This is a genomic window from Spirulina major PCC 6313 (assembly GCF_001890765.1).
Lineage (GTDB): Bacteria > Cyanobacteriota > Cyanobacteriia > Cyanobacteriales > Spirulinaceae > Spirulina > Spirulina major.
In genome coordinates this window covers 1,211,870-1,236,643 of the sequence record NZ_KV878783.1, presented here as the reverse complement: position 1 = coordinate 1,236,643, position 24,774 = coordinate 1,211,870, and the positions used below count along the sequence as shown (strand labels likewise).

16 protein-coding genes and 1 tRNA gene are annotated in these 24,774 nt (G+C 53.5%); 9 read left to right on the top strand and 8 right to left on the bottom strand.

What is annotated here, in order from left to right:
- Positions 1 to 139: 139 nt before the first annotated feature.
- The 5 genes from SPI6313_RS05365 to SPI6313_RS05345 all read right to left on the bottom strand — a co-directional run bounded on the left by SPI6313_RS05365 (position 140) and on the right by SPI6313_RS05345 (position 8,603).
- Positions 140 to 1,738 carry a B12-binding domain-containing radical SAM protein gene (locus SPI6313_RS05365; protein WP_072620074.1) on the bottom strand — a complete coding sequence of 533 codons (1,599 nt, stop codon included), beginning with the start codon at positions 1,736 to 1,738 and terminating at the stop codon, positions 140 to 142.
- An 86-nt stretch (positions 1,739 to 1,824) separates the two neighbouring features.
- Positions 1,825 to 3,447, bottom strand: a complete 1,623-nt coding sequence (locus tag SPI6313_RS05360; RefSeq protein ID WP_072620073.1) for a B12-binding domain-containing radical SAM protein — start codon at positions 3,445 to 3,447, stop codon at positions 1,825 to 1,827.
- A gap of 485 nt (positions 3,448 to 3,932) precedes the next feature.
- Entirely contained in the window at positions 3,933 to 4,856 is a 924-nt protein-coding gene (locus SPI6313_RS05355; protein WP_072620072.1) for a bestrophin family protein, read from the bottom strand.
- Between the two features lie 187 nt (positions 4,857 to 5,043).
- Positions 5,044 to 6,654 (bottom strand): response regulator, encoded by a 1,611-nt coding sequence (locus tag SPI6313_RS05350; protein WP_139276546.1) that lies wholly within the window; start codon positions 6,652 to 6,654, stop codon positions 5,044 to 5,046.
- 35 nt (positions 6,655 to 6,689) lie between these two features.
- Positions 6,690 to 8,603 carry a sensor histidine kinase gene (locus SPI6313_RS05345; RefSeq protein ID WP_072620070.1) on the bottom strand — a complete coding sequence of 638 codons (1,914 nt, stop codon included), beginning with the start codon at positions 8,601 to 8,603 and terminating at the stop codon, positions 6,690 to 6,692.
- Positions 8,604 to 8,798: 195 nt separating this feature from the next.
- On the opposite strand from SPI6313_RS05345, the gene SPI6313_RS05340 reads away from it, so the two are divergent.
- From SPI6313_RS05340 to SPI6313_RS05325, 4 genes are all read left to right on the top strand, one after another.
- Positions 8,799 to 10,517 (top strand): ABC-F family ATP-binding cassette domain-containing protein, encoded by a 1,719-nt coding sequence (locus tag SPI6313_RS05340; protein ID WP_072620069.1) that lies wholly within the window; start codon positions 8,799 to 8,801, stop codon positions 10,515 to 10,517.
- Positions 10,518 to 10,528: 11 nt separating this feature from the next.
- The gene (locus tag SPI6313_RS05335; protein ID WP_072620068.1) at positions 10,529 to 11,350 is read left to right on the top strand and encodes a SirB1 family protein; all 822 of its coding nucleotides are present in this window, start codon (positions 10,529 to 10,531) and stop codon (positions 11,348 to 11,350) included.
- A gap of 260 nt (positions 11,351 to 11,610) precedes the next feature.
- Entirely contained in the window at positions 11,611 to 12,798 is a 1,188-nt protein-coding gene (locus SPI6313_RS05330) for an AAA family ATPase (protein ID WP_072620067.1), read from the top strand.
- Positions 12,791 to 13,501: a hypothetical protein gene (locus SPI6313_RS05325; protein ID WP_072620066.1), complete on the top strand. Its 711-nt coding sequence runs from the start codon at positions 12,791 to 12,793 to the stop codon at positions 13,499 to 13,501. Before SPI6313_RS05330 ends, SPI6313_RS05325 begins: the two co-directional genes overlap by 8 nt.
- 19 nt (positions 13,502 to 13,520) lie before the next feature.
- On the opposite strand, the gene SPI6313_RS05320 is transcribed toward SPI6313_RS05325, so the two are convergent.
- Positions 13,521 to 15,029 (bottom strand): UbiD family decarboxylase, encoded by a 1,509-nt coding sequence (locus tag SPI6313_RS05320; RefSeq protein ID WP_072620065.1) that lies wholly within the window; start codon positions 15,027 to 15,029, stop codon positions 13,521 to 13,523.
- A gap of 130 nt (positions 15,030 to 15,159) precedes the next feature.
- Here SPI6313_RS05320 and SPI6313_RS05315 point away from each other — a divergent pair.
- Positions 15,160 to 15,233: transfer RNA gene (locus SPI6313_RS05315), tRNA-Pro, on the top strand.
- 236 nt (positions 15,234 to 15,469) lie between these two features.
- Here SPI6313_RS05315 and SPI6313_RS05310 read toward each other — a convergent pair.
- On the bottom strand, positions 15,470 to 19,801 hold the full coding sequence (locus SPI6313_RS05310; RefSeq protein ID WP_072620064.1) for a PAS domain S-box protein: 4,332 nt from the start codon (positions 19,799 to 19,801) through the stop codon (positions 15,470 to 15,472).
- A 172-nt stretch (positions 19,802 to 19,973) separates the two neighbouring features.
- On the opposite strand from SPI6313_RS05310, the gene SPI6313_RS05305 reads away from it, so the two are divergent.
- On the top strand, positions 19,974 to 20,168 hold the full coding sequence (locus tag SPI6313_RS05305) for a heavy-metal-associated domain-containing protein (protein WP_072620063.1): 195 nt from the start codon (positions 19,974 to 19,976) through the stop codon (positions 20,166 to 20,168).
- 887 nt (positions 20,169 to 21,055) lie between these two features.
- Entirely contained in the window at positions 21,056 to 22,042 is a 987-nt protein-coding gene (locus SPI6313_RS05300) for a GGDEF domain-containing protein (protein WP_072620062.1), read from the top strand.
- 6 nt (positions 22,043 to 22,048) lie between these two features.
- On the opposite strand, the gene SPI6313_RS05295 is transcribed toward SPI6313_RS05300, so the two are convergent.
- Positions 22,049 to 22,930: a 4-hydroxybenzoate solanesyltransferase gene (locus tag SPI6313_RS05295; protein WP_072620061.1), complete on the bottom strand. Its 882-nt coding sequence runs from the start codon at positions 22,928 to 22,930 to the stop codon at positions 22,049 to 22,051.
- A gap of 112 nt (positions 22,931 to 23,042) precedes the next feature.
- On the opposite strand from SPI6313_RS05295, the gene coaE reads away from it, so the two are divergent.
- On the top strand, positions 23,043 to 23,648 hold the full coding sequence (gene coaE, locus SPI6313_RS05290) for a dephospho-CoA kinase (RefSeq protein WP_072620060.1): 606 nt from the start codon (positions 23,043 to 23,045) through the stop codon (positions 23,646 to 23,648).
- 56 nt (positions 23,649 to 23,704) lie between these two features.
- Positions 23,705 to 24,769: a peptidoglycan-binding domain-containing protein gene (locus SPI6313_RS05285; protein WP_072620059.1), complete on the top strand. Its 1,065-nt coding sequence runs from the start codon at positions 23,705 to 23,707 to the stop codon at positions 24,767 to 24,769.
- Positions 24,770 to 24,774 lie beyond the last annotated feature (5 nt).

The following is a 24,774-nucleotide window of genomic DNA, read 5'->3' as shown; positions in this document are numbered from 1 at the left end:
TGCTCCAGTGTTGACGATGACGATGAGATACAAGGGAAATAAATGGCAAACCAATGGCTGTGGCTCAAGGCATCACCCCACCCTAAACACAGGAGTGGACAGGCTTGATTGTAAAGGGTGACTGTTGAGGTCGGGGAATTTAAGCGATCGCACTCACCGCCTGTTCTGACGGGGTTGATGTTTCCCGTAGTTCCCGTTCCTGTGCTAAATAGGCCGCCACTTGGGTTTCAATATTGTCCTTGACCAATTGGCGATATTCCAAGAAATGCTCAATTTGAGCGCAGATGGTCAGATAACTCACCACCCCGCCTCGATTGTGGCGCAGCATCGCAAACAAGTACGGCCAGAACGTCCAGCGCGTCGATCGCACGATGCCCTGATACCAAAACACAGACACCAACGCCTTCAACACCCGCCAATCAAAGGGCTTTTTCGCCTTCCGTTCTTTTTTCGGGAAGTTCGCTTGGCCCAAGGTGCGATAGCAGCGATAGGTGCGATCGAGGAATTTTTGCGGATCGTAGAGATTCCAGAAACCGCGCACATGTTCGGCGGCGATCTCTTCGATGGGGCGGGTGGGCACAAAGTTCATCAACGTGGTTTGGTTGATGTCGCCGCTGGTGTCGAGGAGGCGGCCTTCCTTGGCGAGGCGATGGGACAGGGCGGTATCGGGCAGAGCCTGGAGCATACTGAACACCGCGAGGGGAATGGCACATTGTTCGACGAATTCGACGATGCGATCGCCCGCCCCCGTCTTCTCCCCATCAAAGCCAATAATAAAGCCCGCCATCACCCGAATCCCAGAACTCTGGATCTTATGGATCGACTCACTGAGCGGATCACGGGTATTTTGAAACTTCTTCGTCACCGCCAAACTATCCTCATCCGGCGTTTCAATCCCCACGAAGATCGACCCAAAATTACAGGCCACCATCGCATCCATCATCTCTTGATCCTGGGCCAAATCCACCGAGGCTTCGGTGTTAAAGGTGAAGGGATAGCCCTTCTCCACCATCCAAGGCTGCAACTCTGCCAAAAGCCGCTTCACATTGCGCTTATTACCGATGAAATTATCATCCACCATGAACACCGTGCCGCGCCAGCCCAATTCAAACAAGCGGTCTAGCTCAGCTAAAAGCTGGTCGGGTTCTTTCGTGCGCGGCTTGCGACCGTAGAGCACAATAATGTCGCAAAACTCGCATTGGAACGGACAACCCCGTGAAAACTGCACCGACATCATCGCGTAGGCATTCATGTCCAGCAGGTCGTAGCGGGGAATGGGGGTGCTGGTGACATCGGGTTTTTCCGTGGCGCGGAATTTACCAGATTCGGCTCCGTTTTGGATTGCTTCAACGAACATGGGCAGAGTAATTTCGCCCTCATCGAGAATGAGATAGTCAGCCCCCGCCGCTTCGCAGTCTTGCGGCACCGACGTGGGGAACGGGCCACCGACGGCCACTTTTTTGCCCCGCCGTTTGGCTTCTTCGATTTGAGCGAGCAGATCGGGTTTTTGGACAATCATCGCCGACAACAGGACTAAATCTGCCCAATCCCAATCGGCTTCGGTGAGTTCGGTGACATTGCGATCCACGAGGCGAAATTCCCACTCTTGGGGCAAGATGGCGGCGACGGTAATTAATCCCAAGGGGGGTAAAAACGCCTTGCGTCCAATTAAGTTAATCGCTTTTTCAAAGGACCAGAAACTTTTCGGAAAGAGGGGGTAAAGGAGTAGAACGCGCATGGTTTTAAAAACGTCTCAACGGGTGGGGACTTAAAACGGGCTGACAGAGAGCAGCGAGGCCAGGGATGACCTCACGGGGGTCGGAACTAGGCGATCGCTTTTTCGCCCATCTTCTGCTCTTGTTCTTGCTGTGCCCGCAGCCGCTTTTCTTCGACGAGGAAGGCTTCGAGTTGGGTCTCGATATTGTTTTTAACGATTTCTCGATATTCCAAGAAATGCTCGATTTGAGCGCAAACCCCTAAATAGCTAGGAATGCCGCCGCGATTGTGAATGAACATTTGCGCCAAATAGACCCAGAATTTAAACCGGGTTTTGCGCACAAGCCCCTGCCGCCAAAAGAGCGTTAACATCGCTTGAACTTCGCGCCATTTGATCCCGGTTTTGCCCTTGGGTTTGCCCTTCATTTTGCGGCGGCGCTCGGCATGACAGGGGGCCGTACCGAGGATGCGATAGTGGCGATAGGTGCGATCGAGAAATGCGATCGGGTCATACAGTTGCATAAACCCATCCACATATTCGCGGGCAATGTCTTCGAGGGGACGGGTAGGGACAAAGTTGATCAAGGTGGTTTGGTTGATGTTGCCCACACCGCTGAGGAGGCGGCCTTCTTTTTCGAGGCGATGCCAGAGGGCAGTATCGGGCAAGGCTTGGAGCATACTGTAGATCGCCGTGGGAATCGTCGTTTTTTCGACAAAATCCACAATCCGCTGCCCGGCTCCGGCTTTTTCGCCGTCAAACCCGATGATGAACCCAGCCATCACCCGCAGCCCAGAACTGATGATTTTATGAATCGATTCGCTGAGGGGGTCGCGGGTGTTTTGGAATTTTTTCGTGACTTCGAGGCTGCTTTCGTCGGGGGTTTCAATCCCCAAAAAGACGGCCCCAAACCCAGCAGCGGTCATCAGATCCATCAGTTCCTGATCGTTGGCGAGATCTACAGAGGCTTCGGTATCAAAGGAGAAGGGATAGCCGCGCTCTTCCATCCAGGGGATCATTGCTTTGAGGAGCAGCTTGACGTTGCGTTTGTTGCCGATGAAGTTGTCGTCCACCATGAAGATGCCGCGCCGCCAGCCGAGTTCGTAGAGGCGATCGAGTTCGGCGAGCATTTGTTCGGGGTCTTTGGTGCGGGGTTTGCGGCCGTAGAGGACGATGATGTCGCAAAATTCGCATTGGAAGGGGCAACCGCGTGAGAATTGCACGGCCATTTCGGAGTAGGCGTCGAAGTCGAGGAGGTCGAAGCGGGGGATGGGGGTGCTGGTAACGTCGGGTTTTTCGGTGGCGCGAAATGTACCGGATTCGGCTCCGTTTTGGATGGCTTCGATGAACATGGGGAGCGTGATTTCTCCTTCATCGAGAATTAAATAATCGGCTCCGGCGGCTTTAACTTCCGGGTGGAGGGCGGTGGCGTAGGGGCCGCCGACGGCCACTTTTTTACCGCGTCCCTTGGCTTCGGCGACTTGGGCGAGCATGTCGTCTTTTTGGACGATCATACCGGAGAGGACGATGAGTTCGGCCCAGTCCCACTCGGCTTCGGTGAGGGTGCTAACGTTGCGATCGCACAGTTTAAAACTCCACTCCTGGGGTAAGATGGCGGCCACGGTGGCTAATCCGAGGGGGGGCAGCATCGCTTTCCGGCCGACAAGTTCTAGGGTTTTTTCAAACGACCAAAAGCTTTTTGGGAACAGAGGATAAATTAGTAATACATTCATATAGGGTCGCCTCACGCCAATTTGTGCCCTATCTTAACTTAGAAACCCCGAAGAGATGGCGCGATCGCGGTTAATCCCTCGGCCCTGTTGACCGAAAAACCGAGGTGCGATCGCACCCCGGTACTGTTAAGAGTTCAATGCGGCTGATGAAACTCAAGGGAATAATCCGTTGACGTACTCCCCCGCATAAATGACGGGGGATTCTGGGTTCAGACAGCAATTGCAGGCGTAGCCCGTCTTATCTTGCCTAGCCCAATGGACAACGCCCTGCCCATAAGGTGCTCACCCCGGAATTTTACTTCGCGCTAGCGAACGCTTTTATCGTATCACCACCAAATCAATTCGGTTATTCGCTTATATCCCCCGAATAAAATTCAGGGGGCTTTACGCATCACGCTCGTAATTTCGTAATGCGAGCATCGTGCTCGCTAGAGGTTGAGAGCCTTTTTCAATGACCGGATTAAGTCGTGAACCTCCATCCGCCGTTACCGGAGTTCCGGCTCCACCCACTGTGACGGAACCACCGGCGACGCAACCGGCAATTCCACCATCGCTTCAATATCCGTGCGCAGTTCTTTGCATTGTTGATCGAGGGGTAAATCGTTGGGATCGTAGCCAAAGGGGTTTTCAATTTCGAGGCCGATTTCCTCAATCCCCAACAGCGCAAAGGCAATCACCCCCACCGCGATCGGGGTTCCCCACTGCAACTCACCCACCAACTTAAACGGCAAGATAAAACAATAAATCAACAGCAAATGCTTGAGGTGAATCGCATAGGCTCGCGGCAAGGGCGTGGTTAAAATCCGCTCACAGGACCCCATGCTGAGGGTGAGTTGATCCAAAATACGATTTAACTCCACCAGCATCATGTCAGAAATTTTGCCTGCCCGATGCACATCTCGAAAATAATCCGATAACCATTGGGCAATTTTGTTTGGCATGTGGTGGGCCTTTTCCAATTCGGCAAACTGAGATTCGCTCAAATAGGGCTGCATTTCCGCGTTGGGGCCTTCATAGCGGACGTGCTGTTTCACCGCTGCGAGATACATTCCCACAAGGCGAATATGGGCGAGCTTGGTGGTGGCTTCGGTGTCAGTTGGGGCATCAATATTGACGGAAATTTGGCGGGCGAGACCCCGGCTTAAATCGATAATATCGCTGATGATTTGGCTGCCTTCCCAAAAACGGCTGTAGGCGGTGTCGGTGCGAAAGACGAGGAGCAAGCCCAACACCAATTCGGGGATGATGCTCGAAAGAGCTTCTTTCCCCACCGGAATCTTCAAGTAGAAGGCGATGGTGACGATCGCCGCAACAGATATCGCAATCAAGACTTTGCCGATAATGGCCGGAATCACAGATGCTTTGAAGTCAAAAATTAAATTGCCCCAATTCCGTTCATCGGTTTCCATAGAATGTCCTTTTCCCCTAGGGAGATATGCCAGAGCAGCAGAGGGAGGCACGCGATCGCGACAAGAGTGATCACCGGTTAGATTCTGGCTCTGTTTCGGTATTGTTCAAGTATATGCGGTGGAATCCTGAACAATTTGACAACGTTTAACGGCTGGCAGCGGGCAAGGCCAGCGGGGGCGATCGCGCTTAAATTCCCTGTTTGCCGAGGAGGTAGTAGGTGGGAGCGGCGGGAGCACGGGTGTCCGACTCGCAGGGGGTGAATTGGTAGCGATCGCAGAGTTGTTCATACACCCGCGCCGACACATGAATCTGATTAGTGGGACACTGGGTTTCGAGGGCCATCGCATCATCCACAGCTTCCCCCCAGAAATCATAGTCATGACGTTTGGTGCCAATCACCCCTGCCATCACAGTGCCGGTCTGCATCCCCATCCGGATCTGTAACGGCACAGGTAAGGCGGCCAGCTCGTCCGGAACGGTGAATTGAGCCAGAGCACCTTGGAGGGCCAGGGCCACATCGGCGATCGCCTCTAGGTGATCTTCGCGGGCGACGGGAACCCCCCCCACCACCAAACACACCGTCCCCACCGCCTTGATTGCTTCGAGGCCAAACTGTTCGAGGGTGCGATCGCAGAGGGTAAACACGTCATGGAGCACCTGCACAATCTGCGCGGGTTTGAGATCCTGTGACCAGTCATTCACCCCCACCACCCGCATCATGAGCACCGTAGCAGCGGGGAACTGTTCCGCCAGGGAGGTTTGGGCTTGTTTGAGGCGACGGGCAATCTTTTGCGGCAGGATATTGAGAAGCAGTTTTTCGGATTTTTGTTTTTCGAGGCGAAAGGCTAATTCTGCCCGGCGGCGGCTTTCACTACTTTGATAGTCCGCGATCGCCCGTCCCAAGCTCTGGGCCATCAACTCGATAATCTCCACCTCATGGATGGCAAAGGGCTGCGATCGTGACTCCCCATCCGCAAAATACAACGTCCCATAGATCGCATCCCCCGCCCAAATCGGCGTACCCAGATACGCATGAAATCGCCACGGCGACCCAATGGGCGGCTCCGTCTCCGGCAGCGTCGCTGCATCGGAATACATCACCGTCTGCCGCTGGGTAATCACCTGATGACAATAGGTCTTATCTAGATCTGTGGGAAAGGCAATCGCGTGCCACGGCGAGTCCTCACTCGATAACTCCGGAATCGCCGCCACCAGACTATAGTAGTTCGCCTGGATCTTGGTAATCCCGCCCCATTGAGTCCCCAACAACTCACAGCCCGTCTGAAGATAATCTCGAAAGCGTCCCGGAAATGACTCATAATCCGTCGTATTCAAACGGTGCAGGGCCCGCAGCGCATAGCTAAACGATTCCAGCGCGATCGACTTTTGGGCCACATCTTCCTGAGCTTGGCGCAGTGCCAATTGATTGCGCACCCGCACCCGCACCTCTTCAAAATGAAAGGGCTTTGTCACATAGTCCACCCCTCCCGCATGAAATGCCGTAATCTTGTCTTGCACATCATCCAACGCACTCAAAAAAATCACCGGAATCTCAGCGGTCAACTCCGATTCTTTGAGGCGGCGGCAGACTTCATAGCCGTTCATTTTCGGCATATTGATGTCCAGCAAAATCAAATCCGGCGGCTTAGCTTGGGCCGCGTTAATCGCCATCGCCCCATTGGTCACACTGCGCACCCGATAGCCCTGTTCTCCCAGCATGGCAGAGAGGAGCCGGAGGTTAGCCGGTGTATCGTCAACGATGATGATATTTTTTTGGGGGGATTGTGGGTTGCCCATGCCTTGGTCCATACTGACAATTTCGATGGATGAAATTAAATCGTATCGTGTTCTGACGAGGCTTCCGGCTGAACCTCTAGCGGGGTGAGAAGCTCGGTAATGAGATCAAAACGATAATCTATAACCCATTGTTGCATTAGTCCAATCATACGTTTCTGTTGGTCTGATAATGTATAGTCCGTTAAAGCAACCTTCAGTAAATGCTCAAGGGCTTGAAAGTCAGCAGAGGTGGCTTGTTGGCGTGCATTGAGGAGCCAATCCGTGGGAAAGGATTGCATGTCCTCAAAGCTCAGGGCGGCGGTGGGCTGCTCCTGGGGGAGTGGGGCGGCGGTGGAGGTGTGAACTGGGGCGATCGCAGGTAATTGGATGGTCACGGTTGTGCCTTGGTTTAACTGACTGGTGATTTCACTGGTGATTTCAATAGACCCTTGTAAGAGTTCAATGAATTGTTTACACAGCATCAGTCCTAACCCTGTGCCCTGTTGCAAGGCTTGGCCCGATTGGGTTTGGCTAAAGGGTTTAAACAAGAGCGGCATTTCCTCCGGGGCAATGCCGACCCCGGTATCTGTGACTATCAGGCAGAGGTGAGCGGCGCTTGGGTCATAGGTGACGGTGAGGCTGACAGAGCCGGTTTCGGTGAATTTAATCGCGTTACTGAGGAGGTTCATCAAGACTTGCCGCAGTCGTTTGCCGTCGGTTTTTATGGTGGTGGGCACATCGGGGGCGATCGCCACCTGAAACGCCAACCCCTTAGACTCCGTCCGCCTCCGAAACATCCCCTCTAGGGTGCTCCAGAGGTGGGGGAGATCTACAGGTTCTTGGACAATGTCAATTTTTCCGGCTTCGAGGCGGCTAATGTCGAGGATGTCGTTGATCAGGGTCAGGAGATGCTCACTGCTGCGTTGAATGGTTTCGAGATAGTTTTGGTGCTGGGGGTCATCGAGTTCGAGGACGAGGAGTTGGGTGAAGCCGCTAATCGCATTGAGGGGGGTACGGAGTTCGTGGCTCATGGTGGCGACGAAGGTACTTTTGGCCCGGTTGGCGGCTTCGGCGTTGTCTTTGGCAGCGATCAGTTGTTGGGTCTGTTGTTCGATTTGGGCGATGAGGCGGTTGAAGGATTTGGCGAGAACGCCGATTTCGTCGTGGGTTTGAATCGGGGCACGGAGGCTGTAGTCGTGGGCGATCGCAATCGTTTTGGCGGTTTTTGTCAGGGATTCTAACGGATACAGCGCCGCCCAGGTCAATCTAAAAATTCCCACGGTGGCAAGGGTCGCAGCAACCAGATTGCTCAAGACAATCAGCCCTTTTTCAATCCCCTGGGCGTTTTCGAGTTCGATTTCGGCGGCGATCGCTTGATTTTGGGCCGCCAAAACCGTTTGCTCCAGTTGCCAGGTGACCCCGGTGAGGATTTGCAGTTCGGGTTTGGTTTGCAGAGCCGCGAGGGCTTGGGCAATGTCACGGCGCTCAGCGGAGGTGAGACGATACCGATCGCTGGGAAAAAGCTCATCCAAGGTCTGGGCGTACAACTTCAACGCCATCGCGTAGTCCCTCGTAAAAAGGGTCAGTTTCGTGGGGTTTTCAGCGAGCCAAGTGGGGTCACTCTCGACGAAATCGATCAACTTGGCGGCGGTGATTTGGGACGATTCCACATCTTCCCGAATCCGCGATCGCAACACCAACAGTTGCTCTGGCTGCGCCAAGCGCGACTCCAACAGCACCCCCGCCAACCGCACCCGCTCCACTTCCCCATTCAATTGGGTTAATAACCGAGCTTGGCGATTCGCATCACTTAACTGTTGAATGCCTTGGCCTTGGTAATAGTCCGCCACCACCAACCCTAATGCAGACCCCAAAATCCCCAAAATCATCACCAGCGCATACCCCACCGCCATTTTGTGACGGAGCGGCCAATGCTGCACCTTAAGAGACCAAGCCGTGAACAGATTCATCGTTACCCCCACCCAATCGCCCCAATTCTGAACAAATCACAACCTACACCGACGGTGCTCAGGCCGGGATCATGATCCGCACCGAACGGCGGGTTAATGGGGGGCAATCTGAGCCTTGGAGTTTTGGGATGTTTGGCGATTTTTGTAAACATTGGTAAAGTACAAGGGATTGAGATGCCATGGGATGGACGTGTAATGCTGCGCTTAGAACATATCAGTAAAATCTATCCGACCGGAGAAGTCCTTAAGGATGTCACGTGGGAGGTTAAAGACAGCGATCGCATTGGCCTCGTCGGTGTTAACGGCGCGGGCAAATCCACCCAGATGCAAATAATTATGGGGCACATCGAACCCACGAGCGGTAAGATCATCCGCCCCGCTGACTTGAGAATCGGGTATTTAACGCAGGAATTTGACGTTGACCCAGCCCGAACTGTGCGCGAAGAGCTTTGGACGGTGTTTCACGATGCTAACACCACCCACGCAGAGTTAATGCGGGTCACCCACGCCATGGAAAGTGCTGACCCCGACACCCTCGATACTCTGCTCCACAAGATGGACAAGCTCCAGCGGCGGTTTGAAGCCCTCAATGGCTACGCCCTCGATGCGGAAATTGAGAAGATTTTACCGGAAATGGGGTTTGATCCTGACGATGGCGATCGCCTCGTCTGCACCTTCAGCGGCGGCTGGCAAATGCGCCTTAGTCTCGCCAAAATTATGCTCCAAGACCCGGATCTGCTCCTCCTTGATGAGCCGACCAATCACCTCGATCTTGAAACCATCGAATGGCTCGAAGGCTATTTAAAAGACCTCAAAACCCCGATGGTGGTGATCTCCCATGACCGGGAATTCCTCGATCGCCTCTGCACCCAGATCGTCGAAACCGAGCGCGGCGTTTCCACCACCTATCTCGGCAACTATTCCGCCTACCTTGCCCAAAAAGCTGAAACCCAAGCCGCCCAACTCAGCACCTACGAACGCCAACAGAAAGAAATCGCCAAACAACAGGAATTCGTCGAACGATTCCGCGCCAGCGCCACCCGCAGCACCCAAGCAAAAAGCCGCGAAAAGCAACTGGGCAAAATCGATCGCATCGAGGCCCCGATCGCCAACCTCCGCAGCCTCAAATTCACCTTCCCCACTGCCTCCCGCAGTGGCCGCGAAGTGGTAAAAATCGAAGACCTTTCCCATACCTACGGCGATAAGGTGCTCTTTTTAGGGGCGAATTTGCTCGTGGAACGGGGCGATCGCATCGCCTTCCTCGGCCCCAACGGCTGCGGTAAATCCACCCTGCTCCGGATGATCGTCGGCCTCGAATCTCCCGAAGATGGTTCCGCCGAGTTTGGCGATCACAACATCATCCCCGGCTACTTCGAGCAAAACCAAGCCGAAGCCCTCGACCTTAAAAAAAGCGTCCTCGACACGATTCACGACGAAGTCCCCGACTGGAAAAACGAAGAAGTCCGCACCCTCCTCGGTCGTTTTCTCTTCAGCGGTGAAACAGTGTACAAACCCGTCGCCGCCCTGAGTGGGGGTGAAAAAGCCCGCCTGGCTCTGGCGAAAATGCTGCTCTGTCCGGTGAATGTGTTGATCCTCGATGAGCCGACGAATCACCTCGACATTCCCGCCAAGGAAATGCTCGAATCCGCCCTCCACGACTACGACGGCACCGTGTTGATCGTCTCCCACGATCGCTATTTCATCTCCCAAGTCGCCACGAAAATCGTCGAAGTACGGGACGGGGATTTAGTCGTCTACAACGGCGATTATCACTACTATCTCGACAAAATCGCCGAGGAAAACGCCCGCATCGAAGCCCAAAAACAAGCCGAAGCCGATGCCGCCAAACGCGCCGCTAAACGCGCCAAACAAAAGGAAAAAGAGCAAGCCCGCAAGAACAAAGCCACGGTCTAGGGGCGATCACGATGGTGCTTGTTCCGGCCCGGCAATGGTTTCAAACTCTGGTGCAAAAACCGGAGGCGATGATCGATCTCACCGCTGCGGCCTTGGCGATCGCCCAAGAGGAATACCCCAACCTCGACCCGGCTCACTGTCACGAGCAACTTGAAACCCTGGCGGCGGAAGTGCGATCGCGCCTCCCCGCCACCCCCTACCCCTTGAAAGTGATCGAGGCGATTAACCACGTCCTCTACACCGAGCACCAATTTCAAGGCAACACCGACCAATACTACGACCCCCGCAATAGTTTCCTCAACGACGTACTCGATCGCCACCTCGGTATTCCCATCACCCTCGCCCTCGTTTATCTCGATATTTCCCAGCGCATCGACTTTCCCATGGTGGGGATCGGGATGCCAGGACATTTTTTAATCCGCCCCGAATTTGAAGCGGTGGGCATTTTTGTCGATGCCTTTAATCGGGGTGAAATCCTCTTTGAGCAAGACTGTGAAGCCCTCCTCAGTCAAATCTATCAACGCCCGATTACCCTCCAAACCCACTTTTTAGAACCCGTCACCGCCAAACTGTTTTTGGCGCGGATGTTGAATAATCTCAAGCACATTTATCTCAATCAATCGGAGTTTACGAAGGGAATTGCCTGCTGCGATCGCATCCTCCTCCTCTTCCCCGATCATCCCCTCGAACACCGCACCCGCGGCCTCCTCCACTACGAACTCCAACACTGGCCCGCCGCCCGCCACGATCTCCAACAGTATCTCCACCTCACCCCCAACGCCCAAGACACCCTCATGATCCAGCGTCTCCTCCTCGAACTCACCACCCGTTGAAGTGCGATCGTCCCGTGATCTCATCCCAAATCTGGACTATAGTGATCCTTGATCAATTGTGAATCTTAGAATCACGCCCCTCTTTCGGTCGGGACACATTCAAAAATCTCCGACCCGGATGCGTAGGGGTGGGTGATCTGAAGTGATCACAAAAGTGAGATAAACCCCCTTTTCTATTCATCATTTGCCTATTTATCCTTCATAGAGAATGGCTATAGTTCTCTCGTGACTTTAACCGATTAATAATAATTAATTACACTATGATTCGCCAAGTGGACATTCGAGGTTTTAAATCCATTTATCATGCCACACTTAAACTCGGTCGCGTTAACAGCTTTATTGGGGCGAATGGTGTTGGTAAAAGCAACCTCCTCGAAGCCTTGGGGGTGTTGGGGGCAGCAGCCAACGGCGTAGTTGATGATGAAAGTTTATTGCGGCGGGGAGTGCGGGCAGGGTTGCCCCGATTGTACAAAAGCTCATTTGCATCAGAGCGGACTCCGCCCCACATCACGATTGAGGCAACCAGTGAAGCTAATGCTGTTTACCGCGTTTCTTTACTGAATCCTATTGAATCCCCTGAACCCGCTTGGTCTTATAAAACCGAAGTTCTTCATGATGGAAAAACGGACATCATTTCTGATGGAGTTCGTAACAAGAAAAATCTGAATGCTCAAGCCGGACTTGCGGCTTTACAGTTAGTGAATTTGACAATGGATAACCCTGCTGCACAACTGATGCAAAAACTCCAAGATTTTGCAATTTATTGTCCAAATACCCCCACATTGCGCGGCATTTTGCCTGACCAGCAATCTCGTTTTCCCGTGGGTTTGAGTGGTGGACAGCTGGCCCATGGGTTCGCTATGTTGCAGCAACATTTGGAATCTCAGGGAGAGCAAGGTGAAGCTATTTTGGAGCAAGTTTTAGAACTCATTGATTGGGTTGTGGATATTGAAACCACTAGCTACGGAGCGAACCTGCTCTCACCCAAAGTGCCACGGACTAAGCAGATTTTGAAATTTAGCGATCGCTTCATGCAAAAAAGCCGTAACGAACTCACTGCCTATGATGCTAGCGAAGGCGCACTTTATGTACTGTTTACCGCGTTACTTTGTCTCCTAACTCAAGCCCCTAAAATATTGGCCATTGACAACCTAGATCAGGCACTCAACCCCCGCTTACTGAAGGCACTGATCTCGCGGATCGCCGGTTGGCTAAAACACAATGCTCTGGATCGACAACTGCTTTTCACCGTCCATAACCCTGCTGCTTTAGATGGTTTAGACTTATCCGATCCTGAGGTGCGTCTATTTGCGGTCGAGCGTAACAATAAGGGTCAAACCGTGATTAATCGCCTCACTCTCACACCCCAACTGATGGAACTCAATCAACAATATCCCCTCTCTCGTCTGTGGCTGATGGGACATTTAGGAGCCGTGCCCAATGTCTGAGGCATTCCGCATTGCCCTTGTTGCCGAGGGGCCGACAGATTATGAAGTGATTCACGCTGCCCTCAACGCCATTTTATCCAACCCTTTCATCATGATCCCCTTGCAACCAGAATCGACACAGCCAAGGCTGGGAGGGGGTTGGGGGGGTGTGCTGAAATGGTGCTACGAAGCCCATCAGCGACATCGTGGCCCATGGCATGACGATCCTACTTTAGTGAATTTTGATCTACTCATCATTCATGTCGATGTCGATGTCGCGTTTAAGCAGTATTCGGACTGTGGTAGTACGGTCGTCACTTGGGCAAAAGACAATGCCTGGCCACAACTTCCCTGTGGGATGTCCTGTCCACCGGTGTCTGATACGGTAGATGCGTTGGAAATGGTGATCAAAAGCTGGTTAGGGCTGGTAGAACTGGGCGATCGCGCCCTCCTCTGCCTACCGGCTCAATCTTCAGGAACCTGGCTAGCAGCCGCTCTGCTAAATCAAACTCATTCACTTCTTGCCCAAGCTGAATGTAATCCTAATGTGGAATCAGGCCTCGCAGTGCTACCCAAAGCCGAGCGCATTAAAAAGAACCTGAGAGCATACCGGACTCATGCCCCAATCCTCACCCAACAATGGCAGCAGGTTAAGCAAATCTGTTCCCAAGCCGAACAGTTTGAGGCCATGATCTTGAACATTTGCGATCGCCCCACCCCTTAGCAAGACGGGTTTGGGGAATTTAACGGACTTCGTAGCCGAACACATTGGGATCAACTTCCGTGAGGTTGATATCGGCGAGGCCGTATTCAGCCCAGCGTTGATCCACTTGGGCGGCTGTGGCGGGGTCAGATTCGAGGACTTCGCCCCAGGCGTGATCGGTTTCCGGGGGGATTTTCGTGGTGGCATCGATGCCCATGCGGCCGCCGAGGCCGATTTTTTCGCTGGCAAAATCGAGGGTATCAAAGGGAGTGTCGGGGAGGATGAACACATCGCGCACGGGGTCAACTTTGGAGCTAATCGCCCACACCACTTGACGGGGATCGCGGATGTTGATGTCTTGATCGACGACGACGACAAATTTCGTGTAGGTGAATTGGGGCAGGGCTGACCAGAAGGCGAGGGCGGCGCGGCGGGCTTGGCCGGGGTAGGCTTTGTCGATCGCAATAATCGCCATTTTGTAGCTGAGGGCTTCCATGGGGAGGAGGAAATCGGTGATTTCTGAGACTTGCTGGCGGAGTATTGGAGTATAGATGCGGTTGAGGGCGATCGCCATCATCGCTTCTTCTTTTGGCGGGCGACCGCTGAAGGTGGTGAGATACACCGGATCTTTGCGGTGGGTCATGCAGTGGAAGCGGATCAGGGGCGAATCTTCCACGCCGCCGTAATAGCCCATGTGATCGCCAAAGGGGCCATCAGGGAGCATTTCACCAGGGGTGATCGTCCCTTCAAGGACAAATTCAGAGTCTGCCGGAACTTCGAGATCCACGGTTTTACATTTGGCCAGCTTGACCCCGCTTTTGCCATAGAGTCCCGCAAAGAGCCATTCGGACAGATCCACGGGGATCGGCGTGGCGGCGGCCATGATGATTAAGGGATCGACACCGAGGGCGATCGCAACTTCTAGCTTTTTCCCCGCCTCCGCCGCCTTGCGCAAATGTCGCGCCCCGCCCCGCACCGAGAGCCAATGCACCGTCATCGTCTTGTTCGACTGCAATTGCAATCGATAAACCCCCACATTGGGCGTGCCCGTTTCCACATCCTTCGTAATCACCAGCCCCAGGGTGATGATTTTCCCCGCGTCGCCGCTGTAGGGACGGATCAGGGGAAGGGTATTGAGGTCGAGATCACCCTCTTCAATGACCACCTGCTGACAGGGCGGGAAAAAATCGCGCCCCGGCTTGGCTTTGACCACATCAAAAAGTAATTTGCCAAAATCAACCCCCTGGGCGAGGGTTTTCGGGGGCTTCGGCTGTTGGAGCATCCCCAACTTACGCCCCAGGTCTTCGAGTTCGGCGAGGTTTTCCCGGTTCATCGCCCAACAAATTCGCTCCACTGTGCCCATTAAATTGACGGCGACGGGAAATTTTGCCCCCTTGACATTTTCAAAGAGCAAGCCGGGGCCGCCAGCGGTGAGCATCCGGTTGGAAATTTCTGCGATTTCGAGTTCTGGGTCAACGGGGGCGGTGATGCGGCGCAGTTGGCCGCGGTCTTCGAGTTGTTGGATAAAGCCCCGTAAATCTCTCGCCATGGGTTGCTCTCAGCTTGGTTACATTTCTTTACAGTGTAGAGGCCGGGGGCGGGCGATCGCAAAGGATTCCCCACATTCACCCCTTGTCCCAAACCCAGACCCCTATGCTATAGTGGAAAAGCTTCATTTTCGGGATGTGGCGCAGCTTGGTAGCGCACTTCGTTCGGGACGAAGGGGCCGCTGGTTCGAATCCAGTCATCCCGATTTTTTTTACGAGCGTGATGCGTAAAGCCCCCTGAATTTTATTCGGGGGATATAAGCGAATAACCGAATTGATTCGGTGGTGATACAGTAAAAGCGTTCGCTAGCGCGAAGTAAAATTCCGGGGTGAGCACCGTATGGGCAGGGCGTTGTCCATCGGGCGAGGCAATATAAGACGGGCTACGCCTGCAATTGCTGTCTGAACCCAGAATCCCCCGTCATTTATGCGGGGGAGTACGTCAATCTACTTGATCCAAAGACTCACCACACTGCTCTAAATAGAGTTGCGTGACGTTGATGATGGGCTCCATGTCGAAATTATTGGCATGGTGGCTCAACATTTGGCGCAATCGATTGTGGTCGGGGGAAAGTTCTGCGATCAACTGATGCACTTGTACGTCGTAGCAGAGCATTGCCATTTTGTTGAGGTTTTGTACCCACGCCAGGGGAAGACCTTCAAAATCGTTGGGTTGAAGTGTGGGGAGGGGGTCTTGGGACGGTTTGGGGGCCGGGGATTTGTAGGTATAGATGATGTTCAGATGAGAGGCGAGTGTCGTGAGCAGATCTGCTTCGGTGCAGGGTTTAGGGAGAAATGCATCACAACCGGCGGCGATCGCAGCCTCGCGATCGTGCTCAAAGGCATGGGCCGTGAGGGCAATTATCGGCATCGGCTGCCCGGTGGGGTTCGCTGCTTCCTGAGTGCGAATCTGTTCCATGGTCGTCAGCGCATCCGGCACATCGAGATCGATCATGATCAGATCTGGGCGGTGGGTTTGCCATTGAGCCAGAGCATCAGGGGCGGTGGCGGCGGCTTGGAGTTGAAACCCGATGCTAGAAAGCAGTTCCACCAGAAAACGACGGCCAAGATCATCCGCATCCACAACCAGCAGACGGGGAGGGCTACAGTCTGTCGCGATCCCTTGCACCCGTCGCATCTCAGCCTGTTCGGTGGGGAGAATGGCATCGGTGGCGGGCATTGGTAATGTCACACAGAAGGTACTGCCCTGCCCCGGTTCGCTACAGAGCATCAGGCGACCCCCAAGTAATTCCACAAACCGCATACTGATGGTTAAGCCCAGGCCGGTTCCGTTGGGGACGTTCTGCCCAGCCGTGGTTTGTTCAAAGGCCTCAAAAATTTTCGATTGTTCATGGGGATGGATACCAACGCCGGTATCTTCGATCAAAAATGACAGATCATCGGGTCGGGTTTCGGTGGTGCAGGGGATTACCTGTAGTCTGACAGAGCCGTGGGCTGTAAATTTAATCGCATTGCTGACGAGATTGATCAGGATTTGGCGTAATTTGACGGAATCGGAACAGACATAGCGCGGGATTTGCGGATCAAGGCTGAGATCAAGCTGGAGTCCTTTGGCGATCGCTGCATGGTGCAGCAAATCATACACCGCCTGCACCAGGTTGATTAAATCAAAGGGGACAGGGTTGGCCGTCAGGTGACCCGCTTCAATTTTGGACAGATCCAGAATGTTATTAATCAACGACAGCAAATGATCGCCACTGCGGAGAATAATCTGGAGATTGTCTTGGTGGTGTGGACTCAGGGTTGCATCACGCTCCATCACCTGGGCAAAGCCTAAAATCGCGTTGAGGGGGGTACGGAGTTCATGGCTCATGTTGGCGAGGAACCGACTTTTGGCGATGCTGGCGGCTTCGGCGGCATCTTTGGCCTGTTGCAGTTCGAGTTCAAAGCGTTTGCGATCGCTAACATCCCGCACAATCACCAGCACTTGATTGTCCAAAATCGGCACAAACCGCGCCTCTTGATACCGCAAATCATCATCAATGATCAGCGTATATTCATCAACTTGCACCGTCCCGGTATCCAGAGCCGCTGCAATGCAGGCAAGCCGCTTTTGGACAATCTCTGGCGGCAGCGTATCCCGAATATTTCCCCCAATCGCAATCGTGTTCGGGTTATAGACCGGGAAATTGTCGCGGGCAAAAAAGTTGAGGCGATTGCCGTCTCGATCCAACTGAATCAAAATATCGGGAATGGCTTGGAGCAGAGCGCGGGTCGTCGCTTCACTGTGGCGCAGGGCCGCTTCCACTTGATATCGCTGGGTCAGATCTCGCACTACGATCAGCACTTCATCGGCATTGAGGGGGACAATCCGCGCCTCTTCCCAAGCCACTTGACCCTGGACTTGGATCGGAAATTCATAACGCTGAATTTCCCCTGTTGCTAGGGCACGCTCACAGAAGGCTAACCGTTGTTCGGCCATTTCTGGCGGCAAAAGATCCCGGATATTGCGGCCGATCGCCTCGGCCAAAGGCACGACAGTGTTAAAGGTGGTCGGACTGTGAATCTCTAGATGGGTTCCATCCCGGTGCATACGGATCAACAAATCCGGCAGCGCGTTGATTAACGCCCGCATTTTGGCTTCGCTGCGTTGGAGGGCGAGTTCGGCTTCCTTGCGATCGTTAATGTTCCGAATGATCAAGAGCGCCGTGTTGATGTGATAGGGAATGATCCGGACTTCTTCGTAGATGTGCTGACCCTCGAACCAGAGTTCTTGTTCAAAGACTTGTACCGTTTGGGTGGCGATCGCTGCCTTAACCGCCTCAAGTTGGCGTTGGGCGATCTCCGGCGGCAACAGATCCAAGATACTTTTACCCATTGACTGATGATCCTGGGCGAGCGGGATCAAGTCTCGACTATGGCGCGATCGGAACTTACCCAAATACACCCCATCCCCATCCATAAAAATCATCAAGTCCGGAATCGCATCGAGCATCATTCGATGACGTGATTCACTTTCTTGCAACGCCGCTTCGGTTTCTTTGAGAGTCGTTACTTCGGTTAAAACTCCATACCAAATAATGCTGTGATCCGGTTGTCGGGCTGGTTTAGCCGTGCCTTGTATCCATTTCAATCGGCCGCTGGCGGTGCGAATGCGATATTCACACTGCCAAGGTTCTAGGGTTGCAGCAGAGTGGGCAATGGAGGCATTGAGGTGATCGCGATCGTCCGGCACAATCAGATCAAAAATGGTGTTGGGATCATCACACATTGCCTGGGCTGAAACTTCGTGGAGGTGCTCCGTCTCAGAACTGGCAAAGGAGAAAAAATGCTCACCATTGGGTAATAAATGATAGACATAGACCACACTCGGAATTGTGTCGGTGATGCGGCGGAGGCGTTGCTCTCGGTCTTGGATGGCCTGTTCCATCCATTTACGATCGCGGATATCTTGAATCTGCGTCACAAAATAAAGGGGGCGATCGGAGCGATCGCGCACCAGGGCCACATTCAGCAACACCCATATATCCGCCCGTCGCTTCGTCAGATACCGCTTTTCAAGCTGATAACTCTGGACTTCGCCGCGCATCAACCGTTCCCGCTGCTGCAAATTCCCACTGAGATCATCCGGGTGAGTAATCTGCGGAAACGTCAGCGATCGCAACTCCCGCTCCGAATACCCCAACATCTCACAAAACACCGCATTCACCTTGACAAAGCGATTCTCCAAACTCACAATCGCCATCCCAATCGCCGCATGATCAAACGCACTCCGAAACCGCTCCTCACTCTCTTGCAGCGCCAACTCCGTCCGCTGTCGCTGAATCGCCCCCGCAAACAATTCCCCCATGATCTGAAGCCCCTGAATCTCCTGCTCCGACCACTGACGCTGCTGACGCACCGCATCAAACCCCACAAACCCAAAACACTCCCCCTGCACCATAATCGGCACACACAGCAACGACTGAATCCCCTGCTGGATCAACACCTCCCGGGCCGCCTCAGTCTCCTCCCAACAGTCAGCCACCACCGGGATATACACCGTCTCCCCCGCAAAAATCCGCCCAAACACCCACGGAAACATCGTCAACTCAACCCGTTGCAAATCATCTTGATGGGCAGTAATTCCCGACGCACACCATTCATGGGTACAAGACACCCGCCTTCCACACGGCAACGCCTGAAACAAATAACTCCGATCAACCCGGATAAACGTTCCAAACTGCTCCAACACAGCCTGAATCTCCTGATCCAAGTCCTGCACCGCCGTCTTCAACAACTGCGTTGATGCCTGAGCCATCAATCGATTCAGGGCGAGATTGTAGCGCAGCATAGATGTTCGGACATCCACTTCTTTTTCAAGCTGGACATTTAACGCCTGTAAGGATACGTTAATCTCCTGCTGATTCTGAGTCTGGAAATAATCTTGCAACGCCGTCCGCACCAGTTCAATCAGTTCCGAGCCATTCCAAGGCTTAGCCACGTATTGATATAAACTGGCTTGATTCACCGCCCGACCCATCGCCTCCGGACTCACTTGCCCCGTCAGCATCACATTCAATGTTTTGGGAGATTGACGATGGGTTTCAACCAGCAGCGCATCCCCCTTGAGACCCGGCATTAATTGATCACTGATGATCAATGGAATTTCAACTTTATCCTGCAATAACTCCGTCAGCAGTTCGAGCGCTTCTTCACCACTTTCTGCCACTTCAATACAATAGTTATCACCCAACGCTTGGTATAACAAGTCCCGCAAGCTTGACAACACCAATATTTCATCATCAACACAAATGATTGTCGGTTTATCCATGCATGAACCTCAACCTGCACATATTGTAGACGATGAGATCGATAGTCCATCGCAATCCTTGCAGAGGAGAGGTCTTACCATCTCCAAGGATCTTCCGCCTTGTTACAATCCTGGCAGGACGGCTTAGAATTGGGATAATGGAATACCCTAGTTCAGTAACCCAATTGTTCAGATGCTGATTCAAATTCATGTGCCGAGTATGGTTTGTCAAGCCTGCGTCAAAACCATCACCAATGCGATCAAAGCGAATGACCCTGCTGCCATTGTGGAGGCAGACTTGAGCCAACATCAGGTTACGGTCAACGGTGCTCTAGATCGAGAACAGGTGAAAGCAATGATTCTGGCGGTCGGCCACGAGGTGGCTTAGAGTTGGGTATCCTGGGCTAGTGCAATGGCACAGCTAAAAACAGGCTTTATTGTAGTGGACTATTTCAGTTAAAATAGTGCAACAGGATTTTGATTTTTTTGCATTGCAGAGGATTTCAGCGATTTTCTAATACACAGCTTTAGCCGAAACAGTCCAGTCGGGTGGATGAGGTGGCTTAAACTCCTGCCATCACTACAATCTAGTCATCCGCCGTAACCCACTGGTGAATGTGTGTCGTGATACTAGGATGCGGGATCTCGTCGTTTGTCGAATCAAAATGTTTCCTCATCGTTGCTAAACCCATCACCCATCCAACCCAACGGTATAGATCAAGCGGGTTTCTAGTCCCTCTTCAGATGTGAGCAGTCCTGTTCTCATTTTCGCAAGCCGCTCTACCACAATCTCACTTCACCATTGAAAAAGGCAAGGGAATAACGCCCCTTGTTTCTCAGAGTTGAGTCTCCTTAAATGGAATGAGATGGCCATATGGCGATCCTAAATCAATCGGAGATCTTATTTCCTCATCACCAAGGGTCTTAAGTCCCTTGCCTGTTTATGAATCAAATAGGATTGCCATGGAACAAACCCAACGGTTAGCCGGAGGTTTAATTTTTACTTTTTGATTCAGTATTTTTACTGGTATCTTTCGTGGAGTAAAGCTAAGATAAAGTGCATGGCTTAATGCTTAACTTGATTAAAAGTTCATAAATTATTCTCGATTTTTAAGATTTTAGTAAAGATTATTTCCGCTTGGAACATTATGTCTGAAACGATGGAGCTTTATTCTGTACCAGTAGGATAACAGCACTATTTTTGGAATTTCAGTGTGTAGTAGTCGTATTGGTTTTCCCGCCATTTTTCCCTCTATTCAGTTATCCCTACCAGTGATGAACACAGATGTATCTACTGTGGTAATAGGCGATCGCGCATTCCAGCAATGTCTGAAGCGCTACCTTGAACCCAGCAACACGGCGTATTGTCACGGGGTGCTGCACACTGATGTTTTGGCAACATTGCGTCACTCTACGGCCCAAGTGGTCATCGTCAGTGCTGAACTGATCCACCAGGGTTTAGGGCAGGTTTTGGCAACGGCTTTACCCCGCGCCATCTATTGCCTGGGGGTGGAGATTCAGGCTAATCTGACTGCCAGCGATCGCCCAAGGGAGATTTTGACTCAAGCCGCGTTGCTGCGTCAGGGTGCGGATGCCTATCTCCGGTTAACGGCGGCGGGGGCTTCGGAGCTATTTCTGGCGGAGCAGCAGCTTTTGCTGGCCCAACTCACGGCGGCTCAACGGTGGTTAAAGCACCAGGATGAATTAATCCAGGCTAATGATTTTCTTTCTAGTATTGCCCTCGCCGATCCGCTGACGGAGTTGAGTAATCGCCGGGCGCTGGAGTGGGAATTACCCCGCCAAACCCAACGGGCGTTTGCGCAGCATCAACCCTTTAGTTTGTTGATTTTGGATGTGGATTTTTTTAAGGGGGTGAATGATGCCTACGGTCATGTGGTGGGCGATCGCGTCTTACAACGATTGGCGCAACGCTTTCGCAGCTATCTCCGCAATCAGGATGTGATCTTTCGCTACGGGGGTGAAGAGTTTGTGGTGCTGCTCAAGCAGGCGGACGCGAACACAGCCCAGGATGTTGCCCAACGTTTGCGGTGCTTAGTGGCGGAACAGCCGTTTCACGTCGAAAACGATCTAACGCTGACGATTACGATCAGTGTGGGGGCGGCCACTTTGCAACCGGATGATGATCCGGAGGGGAAAAGTCTGTTGAACCGTGCGGATCAGGGACTGTTGCAGGCGAAGGTGTGGGGACGAAACCAGGTGGTGAACCAAAATTTAAAGCCTCGCCCGAATTGCGATCGCTAATTCCCATCACCCCATCAGCAGTGATCCGGCGATCATGCCGATCAGGAGAATGAAACCGATGATCACGTTTTGGCTGAAGATTTGGCCGTAGAGGGGACGGGGTAGATCCGGGCGTTGGAGTTGCCAGGTTTGCCAGAGCCAGCCGAGGAGCGCGATCGCCCAGGTGAGCCAAAAACTCCAATGCAAGGTCAATTGCACCGCCAACTCGGCTAAAAGTCCAGCGGTTCCCAGAAAAAACACCCCGACGGCCATGGCAGCGTAGCGGCCAAAAAAGAGCGCACTGGAATAAATCCCAATTTTGGCATCATCTTCGCGATCGCTCATCGCATAGACCGTATCAAATCCCAGCGTCCAGAGCAGCACCGCCCCCCAGAGCCACCCCGTTGCCTGGGTTAAACTCCCCGTCACGGCGGCCCAACTAATCAACACCGCAAACCCCCACGCCAGGGCCAACACCAACTGCGGCACCGGAAACACCCGCTTCGCACCGGGATACAGCAGAATAAACGGTACGGCTGCCCCACAGAGCCAAAAACTAAGGGGATTTAAATAGAGGGCCAACCCCGCCGCACAGAGGAGCGCGATCGCCCCCACCACAACCCCCGTTTGAATCGACAGACTCCGCGCCGCAAGGGGACGCTGGCTGGTGCGTTCCACTTGGGGGTCAATATCCCGATCCCACAGGTCGTTCGCCACACAGCCCGCCGCACTGGTGGCAAGCGTGCCCACCACAATCACCCCCACCAAGGGCAACGGCGGCGCACCCTGAGCCGCCAACACCACCGCCCACAGGGCCGGAATCATCAAGATCAACCGGCCAGCGGGTTTATCCCACCGGAGGAGCCGATAAATGGTGAGCCAACGGGGTTCGGGCGATCGCACTGTCATAGGGTTTAAGCCTCTCTGGGCGGGATAATGGGGGAATATATTAAAAAGTTTAACGGGAATCTTAAGGGTATCCTACGGTGGGAATAGCCTCAAAGGATAGGAACGAACGACCATGCAGCGCAAAATCGGCTTAACGGGCGGGATTGCCACGGGTAAAAGTACGGTGGCGGCTCACCTGGTGACGCACCATCATCTCCCGGTGTTAGATGCGGATCTCTATGCGCGGCAGGCGGTGGCGGTGGGCAGTCCGGTGTTGGCGGCGATCGCGCAGCGGTTCGGGGCGGTGATGCTCCGGGCGGATGGCAGTTTGGATCGGGGACGGCTGGGGGATCTGGTGTTTCGCGATCGCGCCGAGCGGCGGTGGTTAGAGGATCAGATTCACCCCGTTGTCCGGCATTATTTTGATCAGGCGTTGGCAGGCTTGCGGGATGCACCTACGGTGGTGTTGATGATTCCGTTATTGTTTGAAGCGGAGTTAACGGATTGGGTGAGTGAAATTTGGGTGGTGGCTTGTGAGCCGGAACAGCAGCGATCGCGGTTGATCGAGCGCGATCGCCTCACCCCCGCCCAAGCCGACCAGCGTATCCAGAGTCAAATGTCCCTGGGGGATAAAGTTGCGGCGGCGGATGTGGTAATTCAAAATACAGGATCATTGTCGGAGCTTCAGTCCCAAGTCAATACGGCCCTTGTCCATCAGCCCGTCCCGAAATTCCCCTAAGATGAGTGGAGAATTTGTTTGAATCTATCCTGTGTGTCGGTAATGTCCTTAACGCAATGTCCCTAGCCAATCCAGCCATCAACATTACAGACGACCGATTCGCCCTCAGAGATGGGGCGCGATCGCAAACCACACCCTTAGAAGAAACCCTCACGCCGCCCCACTCCCCCGCAACCCCCGCGTCACCGCCCAACATCCCCTACTACACTGGGCTAATCCTGCTATCGCTGTTAACCTTCTTCTTTCTCCTGTTTCTCCTGTTCAAAAAGCAGATCAAAGAGATCCCCTACAGTACTCTTGCCACGGTGCTGTTAGGTGTTGGACTGCCAATCTTAACCATTGTCCAACTCACCACGGATCTCGTCGTGCGCGAGCCTTCCCCCCCACCGGAAGCCAACCCCATCACCGCATCCCCCACCGTCGATGTGGATGCTGAGGAAGAACCGGCGGACGCGAGCGATCGCACCTTTCCCCCGTTAAATCTTCGCGTCCAGGCGGGGCGTGAGGGTGAAGCTCTGAGCGCCAGTCTTGCCCAACTGAGGGCGATGTCATCTCAGTTGGATGGGGCAGAAGAGTCCCCCGTTTCCGCGCCAAATTCGGGTGCGGGGGTGGGGACAGCCGCCCCGATTGCAGGGAATGGCAGGACAGCACCGGCGATCGCCCCCACCGCCCCAACGGATCAAACCGCAACGCCCAACCCACGATCGCCCCAATTCACGCCCCCGATCTTGCGATCGCCCCTCAGTCCGTTAACCCTTGACCTCAACCCGTCTCGCTCTACCCCTGCCCCGCCCCCAACCCGCCCCCCTCAGATGCGATCGTTCTCCCTCAGCGAGGTAGATCTCACCCGTCCTCTCACCATTCGTGACATTCTCCGCTACGGCAGCTATGGCAAAGATGTCCTCGTCATTCAAAAAATCCTCATGGATCTAGACCTCTATACCGGCCCCCTCGACGGCTACTTTGGCCGCCTCACGGTTCAAGCCGTCAAAGACTTTCAGCGCATCCATACCCTTTTACCCGACGGCATTGTCGGCTTCAGCACCTGCGAAATCCTCGATGCCCAATCCCCCGATCTCACCCTCACCTGCACCAAACCCCCGACCCCGGAAGCCCCATAACCCAT